Annotated in this window: 24 protein-coding genes; 5 read left to right on the top strand and 19 right to left on the bottom strand. The window is 40.5% G+C overall.

The genetic code is table 11. The features are described from left to right. Positions 1 to 10 precede the first annotated feature (10 nt). The gene (locus AKJ31_RS15635; RefSeq protein WP_053410129.1) at positions 11 to 598 is read left to right on the top strand and encodes a uracil-DNA glycosylase family protein; all 588 of its coding nucleotides are present in this window, start codon (positions 11 to 13) and stop codon (positions 596 to 598) included. A gap of 38 nt (positions 599 to 636) precedes the next feature. On the opposite strand, the gene AKJ31_RS15630 is transcribed toward AKJ31_RS15635, so the two are convergent. From AKJ31_RS15630 to AKJ31_RS15600, 7 genes are all read right to left on the bottom strand, one after another. Continuing rightward, positions 637 to 1803 (bottom strand): nucleotide sugar dehydrogenase, encoded by a 1167-nt coding sequence (locus AKJ31_RS15630; RefSeq protein WP_053410039.1) that lies wholly within the window; start codon positions 1801 to 1803, stop codon positions 637 to 639. 270 nt (positions 1804 to 2073) lie between these two features. Next, positions 2074 to 3720: a chaperonin GroEL gene (gene groL / locus AKJ31_RS15625; RefSeq protein WP_053410038.1), complete on the bottom strand. Its 1647-nt coding sequence runs from the start codon at positions 3718 to 3720 to the stop codon at positions 2074 to 2076. A 76-nt stretch (positions 3721 to 3796) separates the two neighbouring features. Further along, positions 3797 to 4087 carry a co-chaperone GroES gene (locus AKJ31_RS15620; protein WP_004410737.1) on the bottom strand — a complete coding sequence of 97 codons (291 nt, stop codon included), beginning with the start codon at positions 4085 to 4087 and terminating at the stop codon, positions 3797 to 3799. A gap of 233 nt (positions 4088 to 4320) precedes the next feature. Beyond that, complete coding sequence (locus tag AKJ31_RS15615) at positions 4321 to 4653, bottom strand: DUF3135 domain-containing protein (RefSeq protein WP_053410037.1); 333 nt, start codon at positions 4651 to 4653, stop codon at positions 4321 to 4323. A 154-nt stretch (positions 4654 to 4807) separates the two neighbouring features. Next, complete coding sequence (locus tag AKJ31_RS15610) at positions 4808 to 5560, bottom strand: Wzz/FepE/Etk N-terminal domain-containing protein (RefSeq protein WP_053410036.1); 753 nt, start codon at positions 5558 to 5560, stop codon at positions 4808 to 4810. A 96-nt stretch (positions 5561 to 5656) separates the two neighbouring features. Continuing rightward, entirely contained in the window at positions 5657 to 6997 is a 1341-nt protein-coding gene (gene pssA / locus AKJ31_RS15605) for a CDP-diacylglycerol--serine O-phosphatidyltransferase (protein WP_053410035.1), read from the bottom strand. 178 nt (positions 6998 to 7175) lie between these two features. Further along, positions 7176 to 7601, bottom strand: a complete 426-nt coding sequence (locus AKJ31_RS15600; protein ID WP_053410034.1) for a GNAT family N-acetyltransferase — start codon at positions 7599 to 7601, stop codon at positions 7176 to 7178. A gap of 59 nt (positions 7602 to 7660) precedes the next feature. On the opposite strand from AKJ31_RS15600, the gene murB reads away from it, so the two are divergent. The 4 genes from murB (at position 7661) to AKJ31_RS15580 (ending at position 11666) form a co-directional block, all read left to right on the top strand. Then, complete coding sequence (gene murB / locus AKJ31_RS15595; protein ID WP_211263064.1) at positions 7661 to 8707, top strand: UDP-N-acetylmuramate dehydrogenase; 1047 nt, start codon at positions 7661 to 7663, stop codon at positions 8705 to 8707. Beyond that, the gene (gene birA / locus AKJ31_RS15590; RefSeq protein WP_053410032.1) at positions 8704 to 9669 is read left to right on the top strand and encodes a bifunctional biotin--[acetyl-CoA-carboxylase] ligase/biotin operon repressor BirA; all 966 of its coding nucleotides are present in this window, start codon (positions 8704 to 8706) and stop codon (positions 9667 to 9669) included. Before murB ends, birA begins: the two co-directional genes overlap by 4 nt. Positions 9670 to 9747: 78 nt before the next feature. After that, complete coding sequence (locus AKJ31_RS15585) at positions 9748 to 10362, top strand: helix-turn-helix transcriptional regulator (protein WP_053410031.1); 615 nt, start codon at positions 9748 to 9750, stop codon at positions 10360 to 10362. Between the two features lie 71 nt (positions 10363 to 10433). Further along, complete coding sequence (locus AKJ31_RS15580; protein WP_053410030.1) at positions 10434 to 11666, top strand: exopolysaccharide biosynthesis polyprenyl glycosylphosphotransferase; 1233 nt, start codon at positions 10434 to 10436, stop codon at positions 11664 to 11666. Positions 11667 to 11693: 27 nt separating this feature from the next. Here AKJ31_RS15580 and AKJ31_RS15575 read toward each other — a convergent pair whose 3' ends face one another. The 12 genes from AKJ31_RS15575 to neuC all read right to left on the bottom strand — a co-directional run bounded on the left by AKJ31_RS15575 (position 11694) and on the right by neuC (position 23596). After that, complete coding sequence (locus AKJ31_RS15575; protein ID WP_053410029.1) at positions 11694 to 12458, bottom strand: glycosyltransferase family 2 protein; 765 nt, start codon at positions 12456 to 12458, stop codon at positions 11694 to 11696. Further along, on the bottom strand, positions 12455 to 13714 hold the full coding sequence (locus tag AKJ31_RS15570; protein WP_053410028.1) for a protoporphyrinogen/coproporphyrinogen oxidase: 1260 nt from the start codon (positions 13712 to 13714) through the stop codon (positions 12455 to 12457). Before AKJ31_RS15570 ends, AKJ31_RS15575 begins: the two co-directional genes overlap by 4 nt. Next, entirely contained in the window at positions 13707 to 14507 is an 801-nt protein-coding gene (locus tag AKJ31_RS15565) for a glycosyltransferase family A protein (protein WP_053410027.1), read from the bottom strand. The genes AKJ31_RS15570 and AKJ31_RS15565 overlap by 8 nt, the downstream gene beginning before the upstream one ends. Continuing rightward, the gene (locus AKJ31_RS15560) at positions 14500 to 15579 is read right to left on the bottom strand and encodes an EpsG family protein (protein WP_053410026.1); all 1080 of its coding nucleotides are present in this window, start codon (positions 15577 to 15579) and stop codon (positions 14500 to 14502) included. Before AKJ31_RS15560 ends, AKJ31_RS15565 begins: the two co-directional genes overlap by 8 nt. Further along, positions 15579 to 16640, bottom strand: a complete 1062-nt coding sequence (locus tag AKJ31_RS15555; RefSeq protein WP_053410025.1) for a polysialyltransferase family glycosyltransferase — start codon at positions 16638 to 16640, stop codon at positions 15579 to 15581. The genes AKJ31_RS15560 and AKJ31_RS15555 overlap by 1 nt, the downstream gene beginning before the upstream one ends. A gap of 116 nt (positions 16641 to 16756) precedes the next feature. Beyond that, entirely contained in the window at positions 16757 to 17707 is a 951-nt protein-coding gene (locus AKJ31_RS15550) for a Gfo/Idh/MocA family protein (protein WP_053410024.1), read from the bottom strand. Between the two features lie 9 nt (positions 17708 to 17716). Next, a complete protein-coding gene (locus AKJ31_RS15545) occupies positions 17717 to 18700 on the bottom strand; it encodes a Gfo/Idh/MocA family oxidoreductase (RefSeq protein WP_053410023.1) in 984 nt (327 codons plus the stop codon). Then, positions 18693 to 19394, bottom strand: coding sequence for an acylneuraminate cytidylyltransferase family protein (locus AKJ31_RS15540; RefSeq protein ID WP_053410022.1), 702 nt, complete (start codon positions 19392 to 19394; stop codon positions 18693 to 18695). The genes AKJ31_RS15545 and AKJ31_RS15540 overlap by 8 nt, the downstream gene beginning before the upstream one ends. Positions 19395 to 19399: 5 nt before the next feature. Then, on the bottom strand, positions 19400 to 20446 hold the full coding sequence (locus tag AKJ31_RS15535; protein WP_053410021.1) for a nucleotidyltransferase family protein: 1047 nt from the start codon (positions 20444 to 20446) through the stop codon (positions 19400 to 19402). Beyond that, positions 20443 to 21372, bottom strand: a complete 930-nt coding sequence (locus tag AKJ31_RS15530; RefSeq protein ID WP_053410020.1) for a methionyl-tRNA formyltransferase — start codon at positions 21370 to 21372, stop codon at positions 20443 to 20445. Before AKJ31_RS15530 ends, AKJ31_RS15535 begins: the two co-directional genes overlap by 4 nt. Continuing rightward, positions 21372 to 22439 carry an N-acetylneuraminate synthase gene (gene neuB, locus AKJ31_RS15525; RefSeq protein WP_053410019.1) on the bottom strand — a complete coding sequence of 356 codons (1068 nt, stop codon included), beginning with the start codon at positions 22437 to 22439 and terminating at the stop codon, positions 21372 to 21374. Before neuB ends, AKJ31_RS15530 begins: the two co-directional genes overlap by 1 nt. A 5-nt stretch (positions 22440 to 22444) precedes the next feature. Then, positions 22445 to 23596 (bottom strand): UDP-N-acetylglucosamine 2-epimerase, encoded by a 1152-nt coding sequence (gene neuC / locus AKJ31_RS15520; RefSeq protein ID WP_053410018.1) that lies wholly within the window; start codon positions 23594 to 23596, stop codon positions 22445 to 22447. Position 23597 lies beyond the last annotated feature (1 nt).

Below are 23597 nucleotides of genomic sequence, written 5' to 3'. Positions count from 1 at the left end.
GCAATTTACTATGATTTCAATAAAGCTAGACGATACATTACAACAAATCCGAGCCTGTAAGCTCTGCGAACCACACTTACCGCTCGGCGCCAACCCCGTAATTCAGGCCAGTGAGTCATCTAAGTTGCTAATCATCGGCCAAGCTCCGGGTGTCAAAGTGCATAACACGTCGATTCCATGGAACGATCCAAGCGGAGACAGGCTAAGAGACTGGCTAGAACTCGATAATGAGCAATTTTATAATCGAGAAGAAATCGCAATCATGCCGATGGGGCTCTGCTATCCAGGGAAAGGAAAGAGTGGCGATTTACCACCAAGAAAAGAATGCGCACCTCAGTGGCATCAAAAGGTCTTGTCACAATTGCCGAATGTCGGGATGACGTTGTTAATTGGTCAGTATGCGCAAAACTACTACCTACAACAGAAACCAGCAACGCTGACGGAAACGGTCAGACAGTGGCAACGCTGGACGCCTCACTACTTACCTCTGCCCCACCCATCACCAAGAAATACGCTCTGGCTGAAAAAGAATCCGTGGTTTGAAGCTGAAGTGTTGCCGTATATTCGTGATTACGTCCACCAGCATTTAAAAAGCTGACTCCGACAGTTTCCGAGCCAGCTTTTCATCAAGATCGCTTAGTCAGAACCAAACAAGTCACGGGTGTAGACTTTGTCCGCAACATCGGCCAGCTCTTGCGCCATACGGTTAGAAACGATCACATCCGATTGAGCTTTGAACGCTTCAAGATCGCGAACCACTTCCGAGTTGAAGAATTGATCCTCTTCCAGCACTGGTTCATAAACAATAACCGTCACACCTTTCGCTTTAAGGCGTTTCATGATGCCCTGAATGGAAGACGCACGGAAGTTATCCGAACCAGCCTTCATGATCAGACGGTAAATACCAACGACTTTAGGCTCGCGCTTAAGGATAGACTCTGCGACAAAGTCTTTACGAGTGCGGTTGGCGTCTACAATCGCACCAATAATGTTGTTTGGAACGTCTTGGTAGTTAGCAAGCAACTGTTTGGTATCTTTTGGTAAGCAGTAACCACCGTAACCAAACGACGGGTTGTTGTAGTGATTTCCAATACGCGGGTCTAAACCAACGCCTTCGATAATCTGGCGTGCATCCAGTCCATGCGCTTCTGCGTAGGAATCTAGCTCGTTGAAGTACGCGACACGCATTGCAAGGTAAGTATTAGAGAACAGTTTTACTGCTTCGGCTTCAGTAGAGTTGGTCAGAAGTACCGCGATATCTTGTTTCACCGCACCTTCAACCAGCAGATCAGCAAACTCTTGCGCGCGCTCACTTTGCTCACCAACGATGATTCGCGATGGGTTTAGGTTGTCGAAAAGCGCTTTACCTTCTCGTAAGAACTCTGGTGAGAAGATGATATTGTCGCAATTCAGTTCTTGCTTAATACGCTCGGTATACCCAACTGGGACCGTCGATTTGATGATCATTACCGCTTGTGGGTTAATCGCCATCACATCTTTAATTACAGATTCGACCGATGATGTGTTGAAGTAGTTCGTCACAGGATCGTAGTCGGTCGGTGTGGCGATAATAACGAAACGTGCACCTTTGTAAGCTAACTGCTTGTCCGTTGTCGCAACAAAATCAATTTGTTTGTTGGCGAGAAAATCTTCGATCTCTGCATCAACGATAGGAGAGATTTTTTGGTTGAGAAGTTCGACTTTCTTCTCTACAACGTCCAGCGCCACAACCGTATGGTTTTGCGCCAATAGCATTGCGTTGGATAAACCAACGTAACCCGTACCTGCAACAGCAATCTTCACTACTTACCTCATTACTTACTCATAGAGAGGGAGCGCGATAGCAACCATCGCAAATCAACGAAACTCACCAGCAACTCTATCGAGAATGATTAGTCTAAACTCAGCCAAACCGGATAGTACCAATAAAGCTGTAGCCGATATTCTTATAACATCAAAAAATATCGGGATTAAGGGCGTAAAATACCACATTTCGCCCCACTGACGAAACATAACAAAAAAAGCGGAGACCGAAGTCTCCGCTTTTTAAAGCATTATAGGTGCTTGGGATGATTACATCATACCGCCCATGCCACCCATACCGCCCATACCACCCATGTCAGGCATACCTGCGCCTTCTTTCTGTGGTAGGTCAGTAACCATCGCTTCAGTTGTAATCATCAGACCAGCAACAGACGCTGCGAACTGTAGTGCAGAGCGAGTTACTTTTGTTGGGTCTAGGATACCCATCTCTAGCATATCGCCGTATTCGCCCGTAGCTGCGTTGTAACCGTAAGAACCTTCACCCGCTTTCACGTTGTTCGCTACTACTGACTCTTCGTCACCGGCGTTCTTCGTGATTTGACGGATTGGCGCTTCCATTGCACGTAGCGCAACGCGGATACCAACGTTTTGATCTTCATTGTCGCCTTCAAGGTCAGCAATCTTAGATGCCGCGCGGATTAGTGCAACACCACCACCCGCAACCACGCCTTCTTCAACAGCAGCACGTGTTGCGTGCAGTGCATCTTCTACGCGGTCTTTCTTCTCTTTCATTTCAACTTCAGTTGCTGCGCCGACTTTAATGACTGCAACACCGCCAGCTAGCTTAGCTACGCGCTCTTGTAGTTTCTCTTTGTCGTAGTCAGAAGTTGCTTCTTCGATTTGCTGACGAATTTGAGCAACACGGCCCTGAATCATCGCTTCTTCACCGATACCATCGATGATGGTTGTGTTCTCTTTCGTGATCGCAACGCGCTTCGCTTGACCTAGATCTTCTAGTGTCACTTTTTCAAGCTCTAGACCTACTTCTTCAGAGATCACTGTACCGCCAGTTAGGATAGCGATGTCTTGTAGCATAGCTTTACGACGGTCACCAAAACCAGGTGCTTTGACCGCAGCAACTTTTACGATACCGCGCATGTTGTTCACAACCAGTGTTGCTAGCGCTTCACCTTCAACGTCTTCTGCAATGATTAGCAGTGGACGAGAAGCTTTAGCTACCGCTTCTAGGGTTGGTAGAAGCTCACGGATGTTGGAGATCTTCTTGTCTACTAGAAGGATGAATGGGTTTTCTAGGTCAACGCTGCCTGCTTCTTGGTTATTGATGAAGTAAGGAGACAGGTAACCGCGGTCGAACTGCATACCTTCTACTACGTCTAGTTCATCTTGTAGAGCCTGACCTTCTTCAACAGTAATAACACCGTCGCGACCCACTTTGTCCATCGCTTCAGCAATGATGTTACCTACACTTGTATCCGAGTTTGCTGAAATCGTACCTACTTGAGCGATCGCTTTGGTATCTGCACAAGGGACTGATAGTTCTTTTAACTGTTCTACTGCTGCGATAACGGCTTTATCGATACCACGTTTAAGATCCATCGGGTTCATGCCCGCTGCTACTGCTTTCAGACCTTCGTTTACGATCGCTTGTGCAAGTACAGTTGCCGTTGTTGTACCGTCACCTGCTGCGTCGTTCGCTTGAGACGCAACTTCTTTCACCATTTGCGCGCCCATGTTTTGGAACTTGTCTTCAAGCTCAATTTCACGCGCTACAGAAACACCATCTTTAGTGATTGTTGGTGCACCGAATGATTTGTCTAGAACAACGTTACGGCCTTTAGGGCCAAGTGTTACCTTAACTGCGTCAGCTAGAACGTTTACACCTTCTAGCATTTTAACTCGTGCGTCATTACCAAATTTAACGTCTTTAGCAGCCATCTTTAGTTTCCTTTTCTAAATTCTTTGTTTTTGATTAGCAGTTGAATCTGAGCAAAAAATTACTCAATGATTGCTATTACTCAACGATTGCCATGATGTCGTTTTCAGACATAACTAGCACTTCTTTACCGTCGATTTTTTCAGTTTTAGTGCCATAACCTTCAGCGAAGATAACTGTATCACCCACTTTTACGTCTAGCGGTAGTACCGTGCCGTTTTCAAGAATGCGGCCCTTACCAACAGCTAGAACTACGCCGCGAGTTGATTTCTCTGCAGCTGAACCAGTCAGAACGATGCCACCAGCTGATTTTGACTCAACTTCTTGGCGTTCTACGATAACTCGGTCGTGTAATGGACGAATGTTCATCGGTCGTCTCTCCTGAAAATTTACATGTTATTTGATAATTACCCCGAAACCGGGCTTCAAGGCCTTGTGGTAACTATATGAGGGATGGAATTGGTAAACCCAAGGGGAGAGAGAAAGTTTTTTGTGATCTAAGTTGGAGTTCGCAGAGGGAGTGAGTAGCAACGAGGTGCGATGCTACTTAATGAAACGGGTTAAAGGAGAGTTTCTATACAAATGATCAGCAGAGTTTGAACCTAACGCCATTGTTCAATAGGAATAATATCCGCGTTGTTAGCTTTTGATTCATCTGCGCTACCATCCAAAGCTTCTTGAAACTTGTTGATCTGAACAGCGAGTTCACGCATCAACTCAACGTTGACGTGATTTGGATTTTTACAATGACTAATGACTAAATCAATATGACTTTGTTGCGCCCACAAGCGGCCTTGCATCTCTTGAGACGCAGACAAGATCATTTCTTCACATAAATTATGCTTAAGAGAATCAAACGCTTCAGGATCATTCTTTGCAAGCTCAACCAAGTCATCAAATGAAGGAAGAGTTTGAGTGATAGGAACTGACTGCATACCGCCTCACTAATAACAAATCAATCAACTATTAGTTATAGGGTAGCTAACTTGGCGCCTGTCATTGACTAAAAAAACCTCAGTCTCAATAGTAATACAATTTCCCTAGAGACCATAAAAATCAAACAACTCAATACACTCAGTTTGTATATTGCTAATTCTTATAAGCAAATCTAAACAACACCAACACAATACCAATCATAGCACCCAAAATGGCCCCCATAATCGTGATCAATATACGTTTGGGTTTAATATGAGAATCAGGTTTGGCAGGCAAAGTCGCAACTTGCAGAAGGCTAGACTCAGGGCTTTCCAGAATAGCCTTTTTAAATAATTGTTGAGCCAATATTTCATCTAGGTATTCTTTCGTTTTATGAGTATATGAAGAATCAGTTTTTCTACTTAACTTATCAAGAGACAAAGTCACTTTGTCCAACTCTCTCAGTTTCATCACTTCATTTAACACATTCCCCACCTTAACAACGTTATCGAATGCTAGTTGCGGGTCAGTAGATAACGTTGAAATAGTAATTACACCACTCTTAACACTATCTAGCTTGCTCTTTGACTCTTTATACGATAGTACGACAGTACCTAGCTCTGATTCACTAATAGTCGAGAATAAACTTATGCCATCCCAGAGTGCCCTACTCTCAAAATATTCTGGTGTGAAATAAGGTTCACTTATACCCGCGATACTATAGAAGTTGTTTTCTAACAAAAATGACGACGTGGACTGATAAATATTGGGTTGAAACAAAGCATAAAACATTGAACCCAGTGAAAATACTACTGTTGATAAAATAACCACCGCTCTGCTGCGCCATATAATATCAATCAGTTCACGAAAGCTTATCTCATCACGTGAGACGTTTTTTTGAGAGGGAGGTGAAGTATTCTTAGTCACTATTCTTCCTTTGCTAATACAACTAGCCAAACACAAAAAAGCGGGGCACTATAGATACCTAACTTAGCGTCGAAAAGCTTCTACTATTTAATATACCTACAAAATCTGCCTCAACACCCTGTCCGCTTTCACACGCGTAATCTTACGCATCAGTCTTTGCACCGGCTCTGGATAGTTTTCAAACTTCTCTAGTTGTTTGTAGGTACAAATCAATTGCGTATGCTTCAGGATGTTTTTCACCTCTTTATCGAACTGAGGCGTCAAGTGATGGTAATGGTCCTGAATTAAGATTGCGTTTTCTAAGTCTAATTTCCATGCTCTCGGGTTTAGGTTGTTCCCTGTTAGAAGCATGTAGCGTTTGTCGACCCAAATGCCTTTTAAGTGGAAACTGTTTTCTTCGTGTTTCCAAAGGTGGATCGACAATTTACGGCTAGCGATGTTTGCCTCATTAACTTTAGCGAACAAACGTAAGTTACGTTCATAAAGGTACGGCAAACCACCGATAGTCTTGAACTCTTCTTCTGGCGAAATATAGAAATCGTTAGCCGTTTTATCACCAACAACAATGGTGACTTTTACACCTCGCCTGATGGCTTTCTTCACTTCTTTTGCCACGCTGCGTGGGAAATTGAAGTAAGGCGTACAGATAAAGATTTCATCTTTCGCTAGCGCAAGTAACTGGTTGATACCTTGATTGAGCTTGTTGCGCTTTTTACCCACACCGACGATAGGTGTGATTGCGACCTGCTCAGGAGATACTTCTTGTGATTCAAATTGGTACGCAGCTTTGGCCAATGACGCTCGTAACTGACGAATCTGCAGTTTGATTTCCTTGGTTTCCGGCTTCTTCGGACAAGCTAAATCGTTCACAGCAGGATGCGCGATCATTTCGTTTTGCACCAAATCAACCATACTGTCAGCCAATGCTTTGTTGGTCAGGATATGGTAGCGGTCGAAACGATAGCGCTCTTTATAATTCAGATAAATATTGTTTAGGCTCGCGCCACTATAGATGACTTGGTCATCAATCACGAAACCTTTTAAATGCAGCACACCAAACACTTCTCGACCACGTACCGGCACACCATATACGGGAATTTTGTGTTGGTACTTGTCAGCAAACGCTTTGTACATCGAAGCGTTAGTTTCACCAGGCGCTGCGCCGATTAAACCACGCTGCGCACGATGCCAGTCGACACAGACGTTAATCTCTAAGCCAGGGTTGCGTTGCTTCGCTTCGTAAAGTTCGGTGAGGATTTCACGCCCCGCCTCATCATCTTCAAGATAAAGGGCAACAAGGTAAATTCGTTTACTTGCCGTTTGAATCGCCTCAATTAAGCGAGCTCTGAAATCGCGTGCAGCGTACAGCGTTTCAAACTGAGCTGGATCTTGAGCCAGAGTAGGCAGTTGTTCGAATATGTTCCTATTGGTCATCATGTTGGATGCAGTACCTTTACTTAAAGTGGAGAGCGATATTAACAAAATATGGTCGAATTTGCCTAGAAATGAGCTCTGAGTTTTCGCCTTATGACGTCAAGAATTGCCTCTAGCTCACAGCATGGTGAAAGAGTACGCAAGATTGAGAGTTCGTTGATAGTCATCAAAGCGAAGCGAATTATGCCTGATATTGCATCGCAACGAGTCTCTTTCCACTGTTAACATAGCGTTCAAAAGACATTTTTAGCGAATTAGGTAACTGATGAGGCTCAACAGCCTTAAAATCATGCGCCGCATAAAAAGCTTCCAGATGTTCATAGGCAAAACAAAAATCACCATGTTGCAGAACAGAATGTTGGCAATACTCTATCAATTTATGTCCGATGCCCTGCTCCCTGTGCTCAGGTACAACCAACATACCTGTTAACAAACGAAACTGCTCTACCGAGCGAAAGCGTACTACCGCAATTAACTTACCCTCATGGTAAGCAACGACCGTAAGTTCATCTTTCTTCGCTTTTCCTGATGAGTAATGCGCTTTGTACAGTCTGCTGACAAGAGGAAGTTTAATCGGGTCTAAGATGCCGAAGCTAAGGTTGCTCATTATCGTAATAGACTAATTTAATGTAGAATGTCCGCAGTTTAGATGACCCAATGACCGTGATGCAAATTTTGACCGATGCCGACCTATCGGCTTACCACACTTTCTCCATTTCACAGACTTGCGCATACCTTGTTGAAATATCTTCGGTGCAAGAGATGATCTCTGTGTATCAAAATCCTCAATGGCAAGATTTACCTAAGCTCATGCTTGGTAAAGGTAGCAATATGTTGTTTACCCAACCGTATCAAGGCGTGGTCATAGTCAATCGCTTACAAGGAAAGCAAGTGTTGGAGTCGGAGCGACATTGGCACTTACATATTAAAGCGGGAGAAGACTGGCCGTCATTAGTTGAGTGGAGTGTCGAGCAAGGTTACGCCGGCTTGGAAAATTTAGCGCTGATTCCCGGTTGTGCGGGAAGTGCCCCCATTCAAAACATCGGCGCTTACGGCATCGAATTGAAAGATGTATGTGAGTACGTGGACGTTCTTTGCTTAGAAACGTTTGAAATTAAACGTCTTACTAACCAAGAGTGTCAGTTCGGTTATCGCGATTCAATTTTCAAACACGAGCTGTACCAAAAGGCCATTGTGGTGGCAATTGGGTTAAAACTTAGCAAGAACTGGGAGCCCAACATTGAGTACGGTCCGCTCAAATCGTTCGATGCTCAAACTGTGTCTGCGCAAGAGATCTTTGAGCGAGTTTGCCAAGTACGCATGGATAAACTGCCAGACCCAGCAGTGACTGGTAATGCGGGGAGTTTCTTCAAAAACCCAGTGATTGGAGAACATCACTACACTGCACTCAAATCTAAATACCCAGATCTTGTCGCATACCCAACCGACAGCGGTGTTAAAGTCGCAGCCGGCTGGTTAATTGACCAATGTGGCTTAAAAGGTACAGCGGTTAACGGGGCGCAAGTGCATCCGAATCAAGCCCTAGTATTGGTAAACAGAGACAATGCAACTGCCAATGATATCGTTGAACTAGCGGCAGTTGTTCGTGCGCAAGTAAAAGAGATGTATGGTATCGAGCTAGAACATGAAGTTCGCTTTATCGGAGCATTAGCAGAGACCAACCTGAGTGAGATTTTGGAGCAACGCCAATGAAAGAGCACACGATCAAACTCGCAATCCTAAAAACCCTTTCAACAGGGGATTTTATCTCAGGCGAAGAGTTAGGCGAACAACTCGGCGTTTCACGAGCGGCAATCAGCAAACATATCAAAGGCATACAAGATTGGGGAATCGATATCTTTCGCGTGCAGGGCAAAGGCTATCAACTCTCTCAACCATTGCAGTTACTAGACGAATCGATATTAAAAGCGAGCCTAAACGCTCCCGTTGAACTTATTCCGATCATTGACTCAACCAACCAATACTTATTGGATCGGGTCAACGAGCTAGAATCAGGCTCGGTGTGTATTGCTGAGTATCAAGCAAAAGGCAGAGGGCGACGCGGCAGAGAATGGGTATCACCATTCGGCTCAAACTTATATATGTCGATGTTTTGGCGCCTAGATGCGGGAATGGCCGCGGCTATGGGTCTTAGTCTGGTGGTTGGTGTCGCTATTGTTGAAGCTTTAGAAAAACTTGGACTCAACGGCGTAAAGCTAAAGTGGCCAAATGATCTCTACTACCAAGACCGAAAGCTGGCAGGGATATTAGTCGAAATGTCAGGTCAAGCTGGCGGCGCCGCAAATCTTGTTATCGGTATGGGCATGAACTTAATGATGTCTGAGCAGACAGAAGGAATCACCCAACCTTGGGCAAGCCTTGCCGAAGTGGCAGATAAAGAACATATCGACCGCAATCAGCTCGCGATTACAATGATTAATACACTCAATAATGCCTTAAACGACTATGAGATCTACGGTATGTCAGGCTTTGTCGAACGTTGGAACCGATTAGATAACTTTTTAGGCCGTCCGATCAAACTCATCATGGGTCCAAGAGAAATTACCGGTATTGCCAAAGGAATTAATGAGCAAGGCGCAGTATTACTAGAAACAGAAAATGGCGTGGAGTCTTTCATCGGTGGTGAAATTTCTCTACGCGGAACAGAGAGCTAATCACTCACCCTGACTTAATCAAACCTTTGCTTTATTAAGCCATTCCTCCATAATATTTCAGGTATATGGAGTGTAGTGATGAAAACGACTGACCGAATATTAGAATCAATCAAACGTAACGGAGCGGTAACAGCCAAACAACTATCTGAAGAGTTTGGGATGACTTCGATGGGCGCGCGCCAACACTTGCAAGCTTTAGAAGAAGACGGCTTGCTACAGTTTGAAGATATCAAAGCTAAGGTTGGTCGCCCGAATCGTCACTGGTCGTTAACGCCAAAAGGACACGATCAGTTTTCAGATCGTCATCGAGACCTAACTATTCAAGTGATTGATGCCGTCGAACATCTTTTTGGCCAGGAAGGATTGGAAAAAGTTGCCCTAGAGCGCGAAAACAGTGTTTATCAATCATATCGCACGGCGATGCAAGATTGCCTGACACTTCATTCTAAACTCCAAAAACTGGTCGAACTACGAAGTGCTGAAGGCTATATGGCAGAGCTACAACAAACACCATCTGGCTTTCTGTTTATTGAAAACCACTGCCCTATTTGTAAAGCCGCAACACGATGCCGCTCGTTGTGCCAGTCTGAACTCAATGTATTCCAAAGACTGATCGGTGACGATTATTTGGTCTCGCGGACAGAACACATCGTGGAAGGCGAAAGAAGGTGTGTTTATGCAATCACGCAATAATACAGACAACCTTTAAAGCCATAGCAATTGTGGTAGCATACCCGTCCTAAAATGATAATAGGTAAGTAAACGTGCGCAAACTCTTACAAAACTCGATTGTATGCCATGGTATAGGTGTACTTGGAACTCTGATTCTTTTACATGCGATCACAGGTTTTAGAGACAACTTACCTCTAAGTGTCGTCAATAGCTTTTGGCTTGTAAGTTGCGCCTATATAGCAACATCGATCACTATTCCCAAAATCACTAACTACCTATTAGTCGATCGAAAATACTATATTTTACCTGTATTAACTTCGGTATACGCCATCGCAATGGCATTGATACTGCTACTTAGAATCGACTATTCTCGAGAAGTTTTGTTGTATGCCTTTAGTTCTCATCTAGTCTGGATGTACTTCTCAGCAATATTCATTAAAGGCCCAGAAAAACTCCAGCTCAGCGCAATCAATAACTTTGACGTCAATTCTATCGACTCTCAAAACAAGCGTATCAATCTATCTCCGTTAAACGAACCGTTAGCAATGGCGGCTGTAGCAGATGGTTTAGTTGTCGATCTGCATAACAAACTCACTCCCGAGCAGGAAAAGTTTGTTGCAGATTGCAGTATCAACAACATTCCAGTTTTCCATTCTGAAAGCATTCGCGAAATGATCGAAGGAAAAGTACAAACGTGCCATCTTTCCGAAAACGCGATTGGTACTCTTGTTCCTAGTCCTATTTATCACAACATCAAACGTGTCTGGGAATCTGTACTTATCATTTTGAGCTTTCCCATTACTCTACCGATAATGTTTGTGACTTCAATTCTAATAAAGCTGGAAAGTCCAGGACCTGTAATGTTTATTCAAGAACGAGTAGGACAAGGTGGCAAAGTATTTAAAATATACAAGTTCCGCAGCATGACGGTGAAACAAGCCGGAGCAGAAGACAAGTTTGCTACAGAAGAACAAGCTCGAGTAACGAAGGTAGGACGAGTAATTCGAAAAGTGCGAATAGACGAACTTCCTCAGTTTTTTAATGTGCTAAAAGGTGAGATGTCATTAATTGGCCCAAGACCAGAACAAGAAAGCTTCGTAAAACAGTTTGAACAAGAGATTCCATTCTACGGTTATCGCCATATGGTTAAGCCCGGAATCACCGGCTGGGCACAAACAGTACAAGGTTATGCCGATGATACGGATTCAACCAGAGAAAAGCTCGCGCACGATCTTTACTATATCAAACACCTTTCTTTCTGGCTGGATATGAATATCGTGCTGAAAACACTCAAAACAATGATGACTGGATTTGGAGCAAAATAAACATAAATCCAGAGAGTAGATTTATGCTTATTTCATCGAATTTCTCTTCACCAACGAGTAGAATAGATAGTTAGAAAAAAAATATATGGCTTTTATTCGGCTAACACTTGGGATGTTGTTGAGTACATTCCAATGCCACATGGCAGATCTCAACTTATTTGCGCTCAGTGAGTTAGAATGAACACGATACTTCGCTAGGTTTTGATCTATTCCTATCGAAATACAATCTGGTTTAGAGCTTAATATCTCTAACCACATAAGATAATCTTCATGTTTAACCGGTTTTTGAATTACCTGTTCTACCTTACTTCTATCAATCAGCCCAGTAAGGTTACCTATAAAGTTAGATTTTAGCAAAGTTTCAAAAGTAACAACTCTGCGTGCCCTTACAAGATTTGATTTTTTTGATTTATCATAAAAGCGTGTATATGCAGTATGACAACAAACAGCATTTTCATTAGTTTTTATGGTTTCGATTTGTTGTTCAAGCTTTGTTGGCATCCAAATATCATCGCTGTCTAAAAAGGCCAAATACTGCCCGCGTGAAAGCTCAATAGCTTTGTTTCTACTTAATGCAACCCCAAGATTAATTTTGTTGGAGACAAGAGTTATACGATTATCCTCTATCTCCTTTACCACACTAGCAGTATTATCAGTAGAAGCGTCATCAATAATAATTAGTTCCCAGTTTGGGTAGGTTTGACTAATGATAGACTCAATACTTTCACTAATGTACCTCTCACTATTGTGAGCAGGCATTACAATCGAAACTACCCCTGAAATATAAGTCAACTGATTTCCTTAGCTAGTTCAATAGCGTCTGTCATTGAGTCTTCAATCGAACAATACTTCCAATCGCCATAACGGCCAATTGAATACACTTGGTGCTCGGCAAGAACTAATAATGCATTGCGTTTAATCTGGTTTGATCTTTCACTAACGTGTACGTAGGCCGGATCCATGATTATGGAGCAACTTGACACAAGCTTGTGATCAGTAATAATTCCAGTAGACTTTAGGCACTCCAATGTCTTAGACAGTTGCTCATCGATATTTACTTCTTCAAACGGGTTATAACCTATTTCAACGTACATACTTAAGCGATCAGTTTTTAGTATATTGTCGTAAAATCCTACACGATAGAAGTTGATTTCTTTCTGAGGGAAATACAACCAATGAACATCTTTCAGTGATGACTTTTTGTCAAACCCCAAGTTGAAAACAAGGACCTTATTATATGTCAAGTTTTCTGCAAGCATATTTAAATCGTTTCGATTCACAGACTTCATTAATGCCTTAAGTGGCATAGAGTTAATCAAATATTCATACTTGATTTCTCGAAGATTGGTAATAGCAGTTTTTTTGTCTAAGTCAATAGAAAGTAGTTGCTCGTTCAGTGCAACGTTACGTTCAGGTATACTTTTAGACAAAGCATCTACAAAAACCTTAGCGCCATTTTTTGGATACAGGAATGTGGCATTATAGCTAGAAACAGATTGTTTCTTAAATGATGATACAACTTGGTCTAGGTTGGCATAGGGGAAAAATCGTCCCATAGCGTCAACGTCAAGACTATCTAGATCACAAGCATATAGTTTTTCATTGTAAGGCTTAAGGAAATATTCAGTGATGGCTTTACCAAATTTTGAGTAAAGCATATCAAGAAAAGAATTATATTCAGTTTTATCTTCCCTAAAGTAAAGATCGTATAAACATTCAATGAACTTGTCTTTTGGAAGTTGATGGATATTTGATTGAAATGGAAAATCTACATAGTTATCATCAAAGTAGATTTTAGTCACTTTTTCACGCTCTACAAGCTCTTTAGTATCTATACGCTCTTGGAAAAATCTTTTTAACGTATCAGTCGCAAAGTGAAAAAAATGTCCTGCAAAATCCCAAACAAAACCATCTTGGTAAATCGTTCGACAGTATCCACCTAATTCATTTTCTTTTTCAAGAATAAGGTAGTCTTCACTTTCGACAAAATTAGCAAAAGCTAAACCAGAAACACCTCCGCCGATAATAAGATATTTTACCTTATCCATTAATATGTTCCTCTCTATATTCTAATGTGCCTTTTACCATTAATCTTAAACATTCAATAAAGCTGAATTTCCCTTTGTATTCGTTGTGTTTTTTTATAGAAAAAATCAGGTCGAATGCAAGACCTTTTATTCCAAAAAGCCTATAAAAAGCAGCACCTTTTGAATAAAGTAAATCCTGATTATAATCAGTACCAGAACTTTCTGGAGGATGAACAACAATAGGTACTGGAACGTAGTAACATCTAAGCCCTGCATCTAACGCATCTTTAAGGAAAATAATCTCATCATGAACTCGATACTTACTACCCAAGCCAAACTCCAAATCCAAATTGAGACCCGCCTCCCGAATGGATTGATTTTTGAAAGTAATCTCAATTGAGGCACATTTAAGTACGGATAAAGCTGTATGTTTACGAGCTTCAGTGATGTAGTTTCCTTTAAAAGGGTTACCTTCTGTCGTTTGAATCTGAAATGTAATGATGTCAGCGTCAGGATAATCTTCATAGGCTTTTCTGATAATTTCTTCGTAGCCACTTAAGTAACTGACGTCGTCATCGGCAATAATGCAAATATCACCATCAGCATGTTTTAACGCCAAGTTTCTACTTTTAGAGCTACCCCGTTCTTGCGTGGACACCATTTTTACTTGCTCTGATTGCTCAACACCCTCGAAATCACCTTGATTTATCAGGATCACATCACTTACCACACCTTTTGAAGACCAATTAATGTCATCTAGTTTACTTTTGAACATTGTTGCCATAAGTATTTGAATATTAGGCATTTCACCCATAGATAATTTCTCCGCTTCCCATCATGTATAACTCAAGAGCCAAGTATCCTAAGCATATTATTAGTAGCGTTAACCTGTAGAAAAATTTATTGGTTCTATTATAAATAAAATCTAGCGCAAAAGGTAGGATGATAATCTCAGTCATCAAAAACGCTCGAGCACTTCTCGATGCTATTCTTAGGTCAAAAGACAAAATAAAATACAAAATAACACCAAAATAATAAGCTAAAATAAGGTTTCTGAGATATTTATCAAGCTCATCCATCCTAGGATAAATAAAAGAAACAACCGAAATAACGAATAACATCCTTACAGTTTCTATATTGACACTGAGACCTTTCAGTCTAGAACTAGAGAGATAGTAATTAAATTTATATCCTACTCTCCCTAAATCTATATAATTCAATAACGTACTAAACAAGCTGGAGATATCAATAAAGCTGATTATGACAGCACACGCAACAAAAATGTTTAAAAACTGTCTATTTGATTTCTCAAATATCAAATAAAAGAAAAGAAAAGGAAAACTCATAATGGCAGTACTATGGACAGTTAGAGCTAGCGAATTTATGAATGTATATTTCAAGTACTCTTTATTAGATAAAAATGAAATAGAGTAAAGGAACATAACCAACGACAAGCCCTGCCTTACTTGTCCATAAGGGCCTCGATAAAAGTATAGAAAAAAAAACAAAGATATTATAATAAGAACATATCTATCTAGCTTACATATGACCTTAGATAGAAACCAAAATGTAATAATAGCCCAGGCCAAACTAAACACAAAAAAAGGCGCATTTATCGTTCGAAGTGTAGCTATAATAAAAATAAAACTGGGTTCAAGCCACGTTAATTCTTCTGAAAGAAAAGATAAGCCATTAACTGAAGAATATATATTTTTATAGAGTTGAACATCCCATCCCCTATCACGAATAGCAATACTGTAGCAAAAAGCAGTGGCAATAAAAATATATATCTTATTAAACACCTCAAATTTAAATAAAACAAAGAAAGAACATAACAAGACAAATATAAAAGAGAGAATCAAACTGTTAAAAGTAAGTAATGTCATTAGTTACTTGTTCTAAAGATTTCATTTAAGTTCTTATCCACAAAGCCTTTCCATAAGTGGAATGACTCAGCATGGAAGTCACAAAGAGGGACAAGGTTTTTTTGTATCTTTGCTATGATAAATTCATCTTGTATTCCTGCACTATGCAAAGATACTGCATAGGCAAATTTCACCCCTAGAAGACTATATATCTCTATGGGGGCTGACCTAGATAATTCCAAAGTATTTTTGTACGTCTTATAATCTTCTCTGGGATGCTGCTTAATATATACTGTAAGGCCTCTTTGTACAAAAAAGTCTATGACTAGATTATTAATTCTGTGCATATCCTCAGTGGAACATAGCTTAGCAGTGTCCAATGGTTGAGTAAGAAACAATACCGAAGACTCAAAATCACTATTAGGTAGTATATTCAACGAAAAACAATCGATTATCGCACGCTTAAAGTGATCTTCATTGCATACCTTTACAATAGAACCTATATCTAATTTAGAAGATTTATTTTTAACAACATTGTTAGGAAGAAGTGAAGGATCGACTACTTCAATTTCATCAACCCATGGTTCCTCACCCCATACCTGTTTTGAAAAAGGGAGACCAAATGCAAACCTTATGCTCCCTTTTAAAACCCCTATTTTTCTCTCTTTATAATTGGCAAAGCCATCTCCTCTTAGAATAGTTTTTTTACTATTTCCCGCTAATACTTTCGCTAAAAAAGGTCCAGAATGGTAAATATACAACAAAGAGAAAGGTTTAGATAACAGCGAACCTTTCCAAGAAAATGGTCTTATGAATCGATATTTTTGAATTGATAGGTTTCTTTTTACGATACTCGGGAAGAAACTGGGCATTGTCATAAACTCTTCCAAGAAAAAGGATTCTTCTTCAAAAACAAATTTTACTTCTGGAAAAGTGTTTACTAAGTTAATCCTTGTCGATTCAGGAACAAACTGATAATCTGTTGGCATATAAATAGTATGCCTAGCTTTATTCTTGATTATTGCACTACTTAATGCATAAAGTAGATGATTATAAGTAATACATAGATGTGCAATTTCCATTTATTTACTCTTAAATAATTAAACAGTCAGAATCGGATAGATACGTATCACAGATAAAATACAATTAATATACTTTTAAATAAACTGATATGAAAATCAATTTATTTCATTAATCACTATATCTTTTTGATATAACCAGCCATTAAAGCGTAAACTTTCGCATTATCTTTATGTTCATGTATTGAACATAAAGAATCAGACTCATTGTTCAAAAAACATTCTACCTGAAGGTATAAACCAGGTTTAAACTTTTCATCAAGAACATCATCTACTTCAAATGGCTCAATAGTAATACTTCCCAGCTTTTGTATTTGGAGTTTTTCCATTGGCCTAAATATCAAGCGATGCACTGATGTCAAAATCTCAACACTCCATCGACCAGGTGCTCCCCAATTTCCATGATAAGAGAACAAAGCTCCTGTATCAGAAACTCCAGCTCCTGAGAAGTTATATGATCGAGGATGCCACGGTGCACCACCATTAGAGAAACAGCTTATTTTTTCAGGAAAACCTCCTAGAAAAAATGCCATATCTGTCACATGAGTTGTATTTGCCAAAAACCAGTTTTCTTTTACTCCAGGCCCCTTTTTTAGGTCTGATATCACATGCCCCCATTCCGTAATTTCAAAATTAAAGCTTTGGACGCCACCATCTTGAGCGATGATACTTTTAGCGGCTAATAAAGAAGAATAAAATCGTCTGTTATATGCCACATACACTTGAGCTTGTTGCTGCTCTGCGTAATTAGAAAGAGCTTCAATCTCTTCATAATGCAAGCCTGCTGGCTTCTCGACCAATATGTGTTTAATACCATTCGAAATCAGCTTGGTTGCAATTGAGGCCAATTGCTCAACACCCGTTGCAATAATCGCCGACTTATATGGTTCAAGGCCTTTGTCTATACAAAAACGATCCAAGCCTCCTACAAAAGGCTCAACTCCGGACGCATCTTTAAACTTTTGTGCCGAAGCTTCGCTACGCCCAACTACTGTGAACTTGGTATCTAATGCTTTTAAAACCTTTGTATATTCTTGTGCCATACTTCCGGCACCAACCATCAATATCATGTAAAAACCTTATGTAATTGGAACTACTTGTTCTATAGAATCACTACCTTCAGATGTAAATAACAGAGATGTTTTTTCCAAAAACTCTCGGTGAAGCATAGCTGATATACTAATTGGGGTTAGCTCACACTCTCCTCGCTCAATAAGATCCAGAACTACCTTATGTGTCAACTGACTTTGGAAGAGCACTTTAAGCGGAGCATCTTTTATCACATCACCTTCTTTATCGAGCCAACGAGCGATTCCCTCACGTTCCAAAAGTTCAATATGCTCACCATCTATCTCCACTGAAATATCTAGCATTACCTGCCCGCATTCGGTATGCTCACAAGTTAGAAACAAATGATGTTTCTGATCGTCAGAGTGAGCATCAAGTCCCCCAACAATCTCTTTATATCCAGCGCGCTTACTATCGATAATCTTCACATCTTTCTGATAGTTTAAACTATATTGTGAAAAGTTAGTCAAGTAGTGTAAGAGGTCAATAAAATGGATGGCGTTACATGCTAATCCCCAGTTCTTCCCTATTACATGCAAAGAAATTGATTGCGCATATTGATATTTTTTTGCCAAGTCCTGATATGCTGGAAATTGTCTTCTTGGGCAATTCACCCAAGTTTTGATCTTCGATTGTTTCAGCAGTTCTTTAGCTTGATCAAGTTGTGAGATAGACTGAAATAGTACTTTTTCTAAAATAAGGTATTTAATATCAACTAACTGAGTTAATTTCTTGACAAGTTCAAAGCGAATAGCAGCATTGGTTGCAACAACACAAACTTCGATATTTAGACCTTCAATTAACTTAATATCCGGAATATATTCTACTGTTGGGGAATGTTCTCTGGAAACATCTGAGTAGCGTTGTTGTGCTATTTCTAAAGATTTTATCGAAGGATCAATTACATATATAGCAAATTTTTTATCTAGCTGAGCTAATGCTTGAAGGTGTCTACTACCTAATTGACCCGCTCCTACAATCAACACATTATTCATAACTTTCCTTATACTTCAAAATCGTTTCCGCCAATAAAAAATCCAGCTCATGGTCAATATCAACCGAACTCTCTCCATCCATGACATAAGCGTAAAGATTGGATGACAATAATAAAGCGTTCTCTTCAAAGAAGCGTGAGACTTTCGTAATATAAATTGCACCGTTTAAGCGGAAATAAGTTGGGAGGTCCTGGCTTCGTACGTTCTTCAACTCAGGACGAATAAAGCTATCCATTGACATATCATCAGGCAAAGTATTCGACCATAACGGAGAATGATCACACTCGCAAACAGAAACAATGGCATCCGCTTGCTTATCATTCAGTAGTTCGATTGCCTTTTGTGTATGTTTAGCATTACGAATTGGAGAAGTCGGTTGTAACACCAGAACATAATCAAAACATTCACCTCGTGCTTCATAAAATTGAAGCGCGTGTTTAATGACATCAACACTAGAACTTGTATCGCTAGCTAGCTCTTTGGGGCGTATGAATGGTACTTCAGCACCATATTTCGCAGCTATATCCGCGATCTCGAGACAGTCAGTTGATACAATCAAACGGCTTATGTCTTTAACTCCAGACGCTGATTCGATGGCTCGTTGGATCAACGGTTTACCATGTAAAGATCTGATATTTTTTCCTGGCAGGCGTTTACTTCCACCTCGCGCAGGAACAATGGCTAGTATTTTCATTCTTATTATAGACCTAATGTCAAAATATCAACCTGAGCACGTTTAAAGTCATCCATACGCCCAATATCCAACCAGTATTCATGGAAAGGGAAGACATGAGCATCGTTGCCAATATGTGATTCAAATAAGGTTGGCATATCCAGATACTCATCTTTTTTAATCCGCGATATCAACGATTTATTAATCACATAAATGCCTGCATTGACATGAAAACGATACGTTGGCTTCTCAACAATATCAGTGATCTTAAATTCATTCGCCTCAACCACCCCAAAAGGCACTTGATATTCAAATTCGCGCACACACATAGTAGCATTGGATTGCTTGCTATTATGGAAGGCTAGCACTTCTTCGAAGTTGATCTTTGTCAATACGTCTCCATTCATCACAATCACCGGTAAATCAGGAAGGTCCTCTGGAAGCAATCCTAGTGCACCGCCCGTACCCAATGGCCTATCTTCATGAATGTATTGTATTTTCACTCCCCATCTAGAACCATTACCAATAGTTTCTTTAATCATTTCAGGCAAATAATGAGTGGATATATAAAAGTTACTGAAGCCTGAGCGAATGAAGCTTAGAATCACAGTTTCTAAGATTGGTCGCTCACCGACCTTTAATAGTGGTTTAGGGCAGTTGTCAGTAAGAGGCTTTAGACGAGTGCCAAACCCTCCTGCCATGAGAAAAATAGGATTTTCGTATTGAGGCTTATGTAACAGACCATGTAGAGTTTCTAATCCCACAACCACATGGTTATTGAGCACGGGGATAGCATGAAGTTCTTTTTTCTCCATTAGAGATAATATATTATCCCGAGTCATGCTAACATCAGCAGTAGTGGGGGTGGTGTTCATCACAGTAGCGACTTTATCTTCTAATGAAGCGTCACTTAAGATGGCTCTGCGAATATCACCATCGCTCACTGTACCCAGCAACTTATTTTTATCATCAACAACAAGTGCTAGTTTAAGAGCTTGCTGATCTATAATTTCTAGTACCGAGCGAATAGTTTCAGAGGAGCAAACTAAGATCTTTTGCCAGCAATGACTCATTCCTTCCCTCTATTTGTTAGCCTAGAACCGATTCTAAATTTGGGAACTTCTAGTTTTTCAGTAGCACCACTTTTTTCACGTCCAACTAAAGTTAGAAGTATTGTGCTATCACCTACTTTAACTACAACTCCTTTCTGATTTCTACCAACAACTTCACCTACAGTTGCAATATAGTTTGGTGCTTCTGGGATCAACTCTGCAGACTCAATTGCATACTCTTCGTTATTCAGAAAGAATCGCGCGCGAGGGCCAGGGTAACTAATTGCTCTAACAAAATTATATATACGCTCAGCACTCCAATTGAAGTCAATAATCTCATCACCAAAGGTTCTAATACCAAAGTATGTTCCTACAGGATGAATATCGTTTTGAACAATTCGAACAACCTCATCTTTAGAGATTTTTAATATCGCAGAATATAAAACATTTGCGCATTCATTGATCGCTTTGTTTAGAAGTGTTCCATAATTATCCTTCCGCGTAATCGGATATAGTCTCTGCTCGACGATATCACCAGTATCAATACCTTCATCCACATAGTGGACTGTGATACCAAACGAAGACTCACCATTAATCAGAACCCAATTGAGTGGGTTTCGTCCTCTATAAAATGGTAAAGCCCCCGCATGGCAATTGATAAAACCTAAAGGGGCATATTCGATAATGCTTTTCCTCAATATCTGATTGAACGACATTGACACGAGAAGATCAGGCTCATATTCATCCATTACCGAAAGGAATTTACTCGTGTTTACGTTCTCTACGGGAATATAAGGAACACCTAGCTTATCTGCCCAGTCTTTTAAGATCGGATCTTGTGTATCATACCTAGGTACAATAAAAACAATCTCTAAGCCGTCAGTGTCAGCTATCAATTCAATCGCTCTATGAGACCATGGACCATCAGCAAAATAACCAATCTTCATTATACTTCGTCGTCCTGTTCATACGTTTTTTGAGAGGTACTTCCCAGGATATCCCAGTAATAAAACGGACTAATTCCGGTTCCTGGCCTCTTTACAGTCAGGTTGTCTGTTGTAAAACAATCTCCAATGGCGATGTTACTCTGCGCAACAAGACTTTTCCTCGCCACTGACTTATTCTTAATTTCAGATGTAGTAGGAACCTTTACGCCCGTACCTAAAGCCAGCTCTACATTTCTAATTGCATCTACCATCGATTTGAGCTCATCTGGCTCCAACGATGCTTTATGATCTGGACCTTCCATCGTTTTATCCAAAGTAAAGTGCTTCTCAATTAGAACTGCTCCTCGTGCTACTGCCGCAATAGGAATTGTGATCCCTTCACTGTGGTCTGAATAACCAGAACGCAAACCAAAAGATACTCTTAGTGTGTCCATCGCACGCAGGTTTATTTCTGCCATTGGTGCAGGATACTCTGTTGTACAGTGGAGGATGGTAACTTTGTCTTGCAAGGCACTTTGCCCTTCGATTGAAGCGTAAGCTTCTTTGAATGCCGCAATAGACGGTTTAGTGCCTTTATCTTGAGTAAGACCAAACGCTATGACACCTAAAGCATCCTCTACCTCTGCTAATGTAGCCATGCCCGTCGATAAAATTATGTCACACCCCGTTCTTGCATGCTCCAATATTAAAGGTGCATTGGTGATCTCTCCAGAAGGCAGCTTGAGTGTTTTCAGCCCTAAATCATTTACTAGAAACTCTAAGCTTTCTGAATCAAACGCAGTAGAGAGAAACTCGATACCAACTTCACTACAATAATCTATCAACTCATGATGCAATTCGTAAGGCAACTCTAGCCTTGTCAGCATAGCGAGTTGCGATTCCTGATTCCTAGTATTTTCTACTTGATATTTTGCTTGATGTGCAATTTTTGACGCTAAATTTTTCGCTTTAAATGTTTGAAACTTAACAATATCAGCACCAGCATCCTTAGCTGCATCTATCAGTTTAAAGGCGAGATCACGACTACCATTGTGATTAACTCCAGCCTCAGCAATTATTACCGTCATAAGACCTACTTAGTATCGAAAAATTTTTTACAAGGGTTAAATTTCATATCTTTGATCATTTTGATAACTTGTTTACTAGCACAACCTTGACCATATGGGTTCACAATCACTTCATTATCTAATTTGTATTGTCTAGTAACAGCCTTTTTAAGCGCTGAAGAGATGCTAGAAACATTAGGTTCTGCATTTATTACACTTCTAGCAGCTAAACGACCTTTCTGCCTCACACCAATATTAACTGTTGGAATATCAAAAGACGGTACCTCTATAATGCCACTAGATGAATTACCTACAACAGCAGCAGCATTTTTTATGGCACTAAGATAACGTACCTGCCCTAAGGATGGTATTGCTAGTACTCTTTTCGGTTGTGAAACAGCATAAGATTCAAGCATAGGAATTATGCGGCGACCACCATCATCTGCGTTAGGGTATGTCAATATTACTTGGTGGTCAGGATACTCGTCTAACGAATCTAGTAACGCTTGAAAGCTCTGCTCTGGCTCTTCATCGCCTAGCGTTACTGGGTGATAAGTTACAACAAAGTATGGTTGCAAGAGTTTAAAATCTAGAGAATCACCTAATTCATCGACGCTCATAAAAGAGCCTCTCATTAGATGGTCCAACCCTATAGCTCCTATGTTTATAACTCTCTCCGGAGACTCTCCCAGCTGAATAACTCTATTTCTATACTCTTCTGTAGATGTGCCGTGAAGGTAGCTAAACTTGGTAATAGCGTGACGAATCGCATCATCATATGCCCCTTCAGTAATCTCTCCACCATGCAGGTGAATTACAGGAATCTTTAAGAACATTGCAGTTTGAGCAGCAGCCAACGCTTCAAAACGGTCCCCTAATATAACTAGAGCATCAGGCTCTAAACGAGAGAGCGCATCTGTAAAGCCAAGAACTCCCAACCCTATGCTTTTTGCAGTTCCTACAGCAGAGTTTGAAGAAAGAAGAATCTCTATTTTCTCATCAATTTTAAAACCGTCTTCTTCTATCTGTTTATAAGTTTCCCCAAACTCTGGCGACAAATGCATACCAGATACCAATAACTGTAATTTTAAGCTTAGATCGTCTTGTATATCTTTTAATAGCCAGTACAGAAGACCATACTCAGCACGTGTGCCTGTAAACACCGCTACTTTCTTCATG

Source organism: Vibrio hepatarius (assembly GCF_001274785.1).
Lineage (GTDB): Bacteria > Pseudomonadota > Gammaproteobacteria > Enterobacterales > Vibrionaceae > Vibrio > Vibrio hepatarius.
Note: the sequence above shows the minus strand (reverse complement) of the source record. Positions and strands in the feature narration are given on the sequence as shown.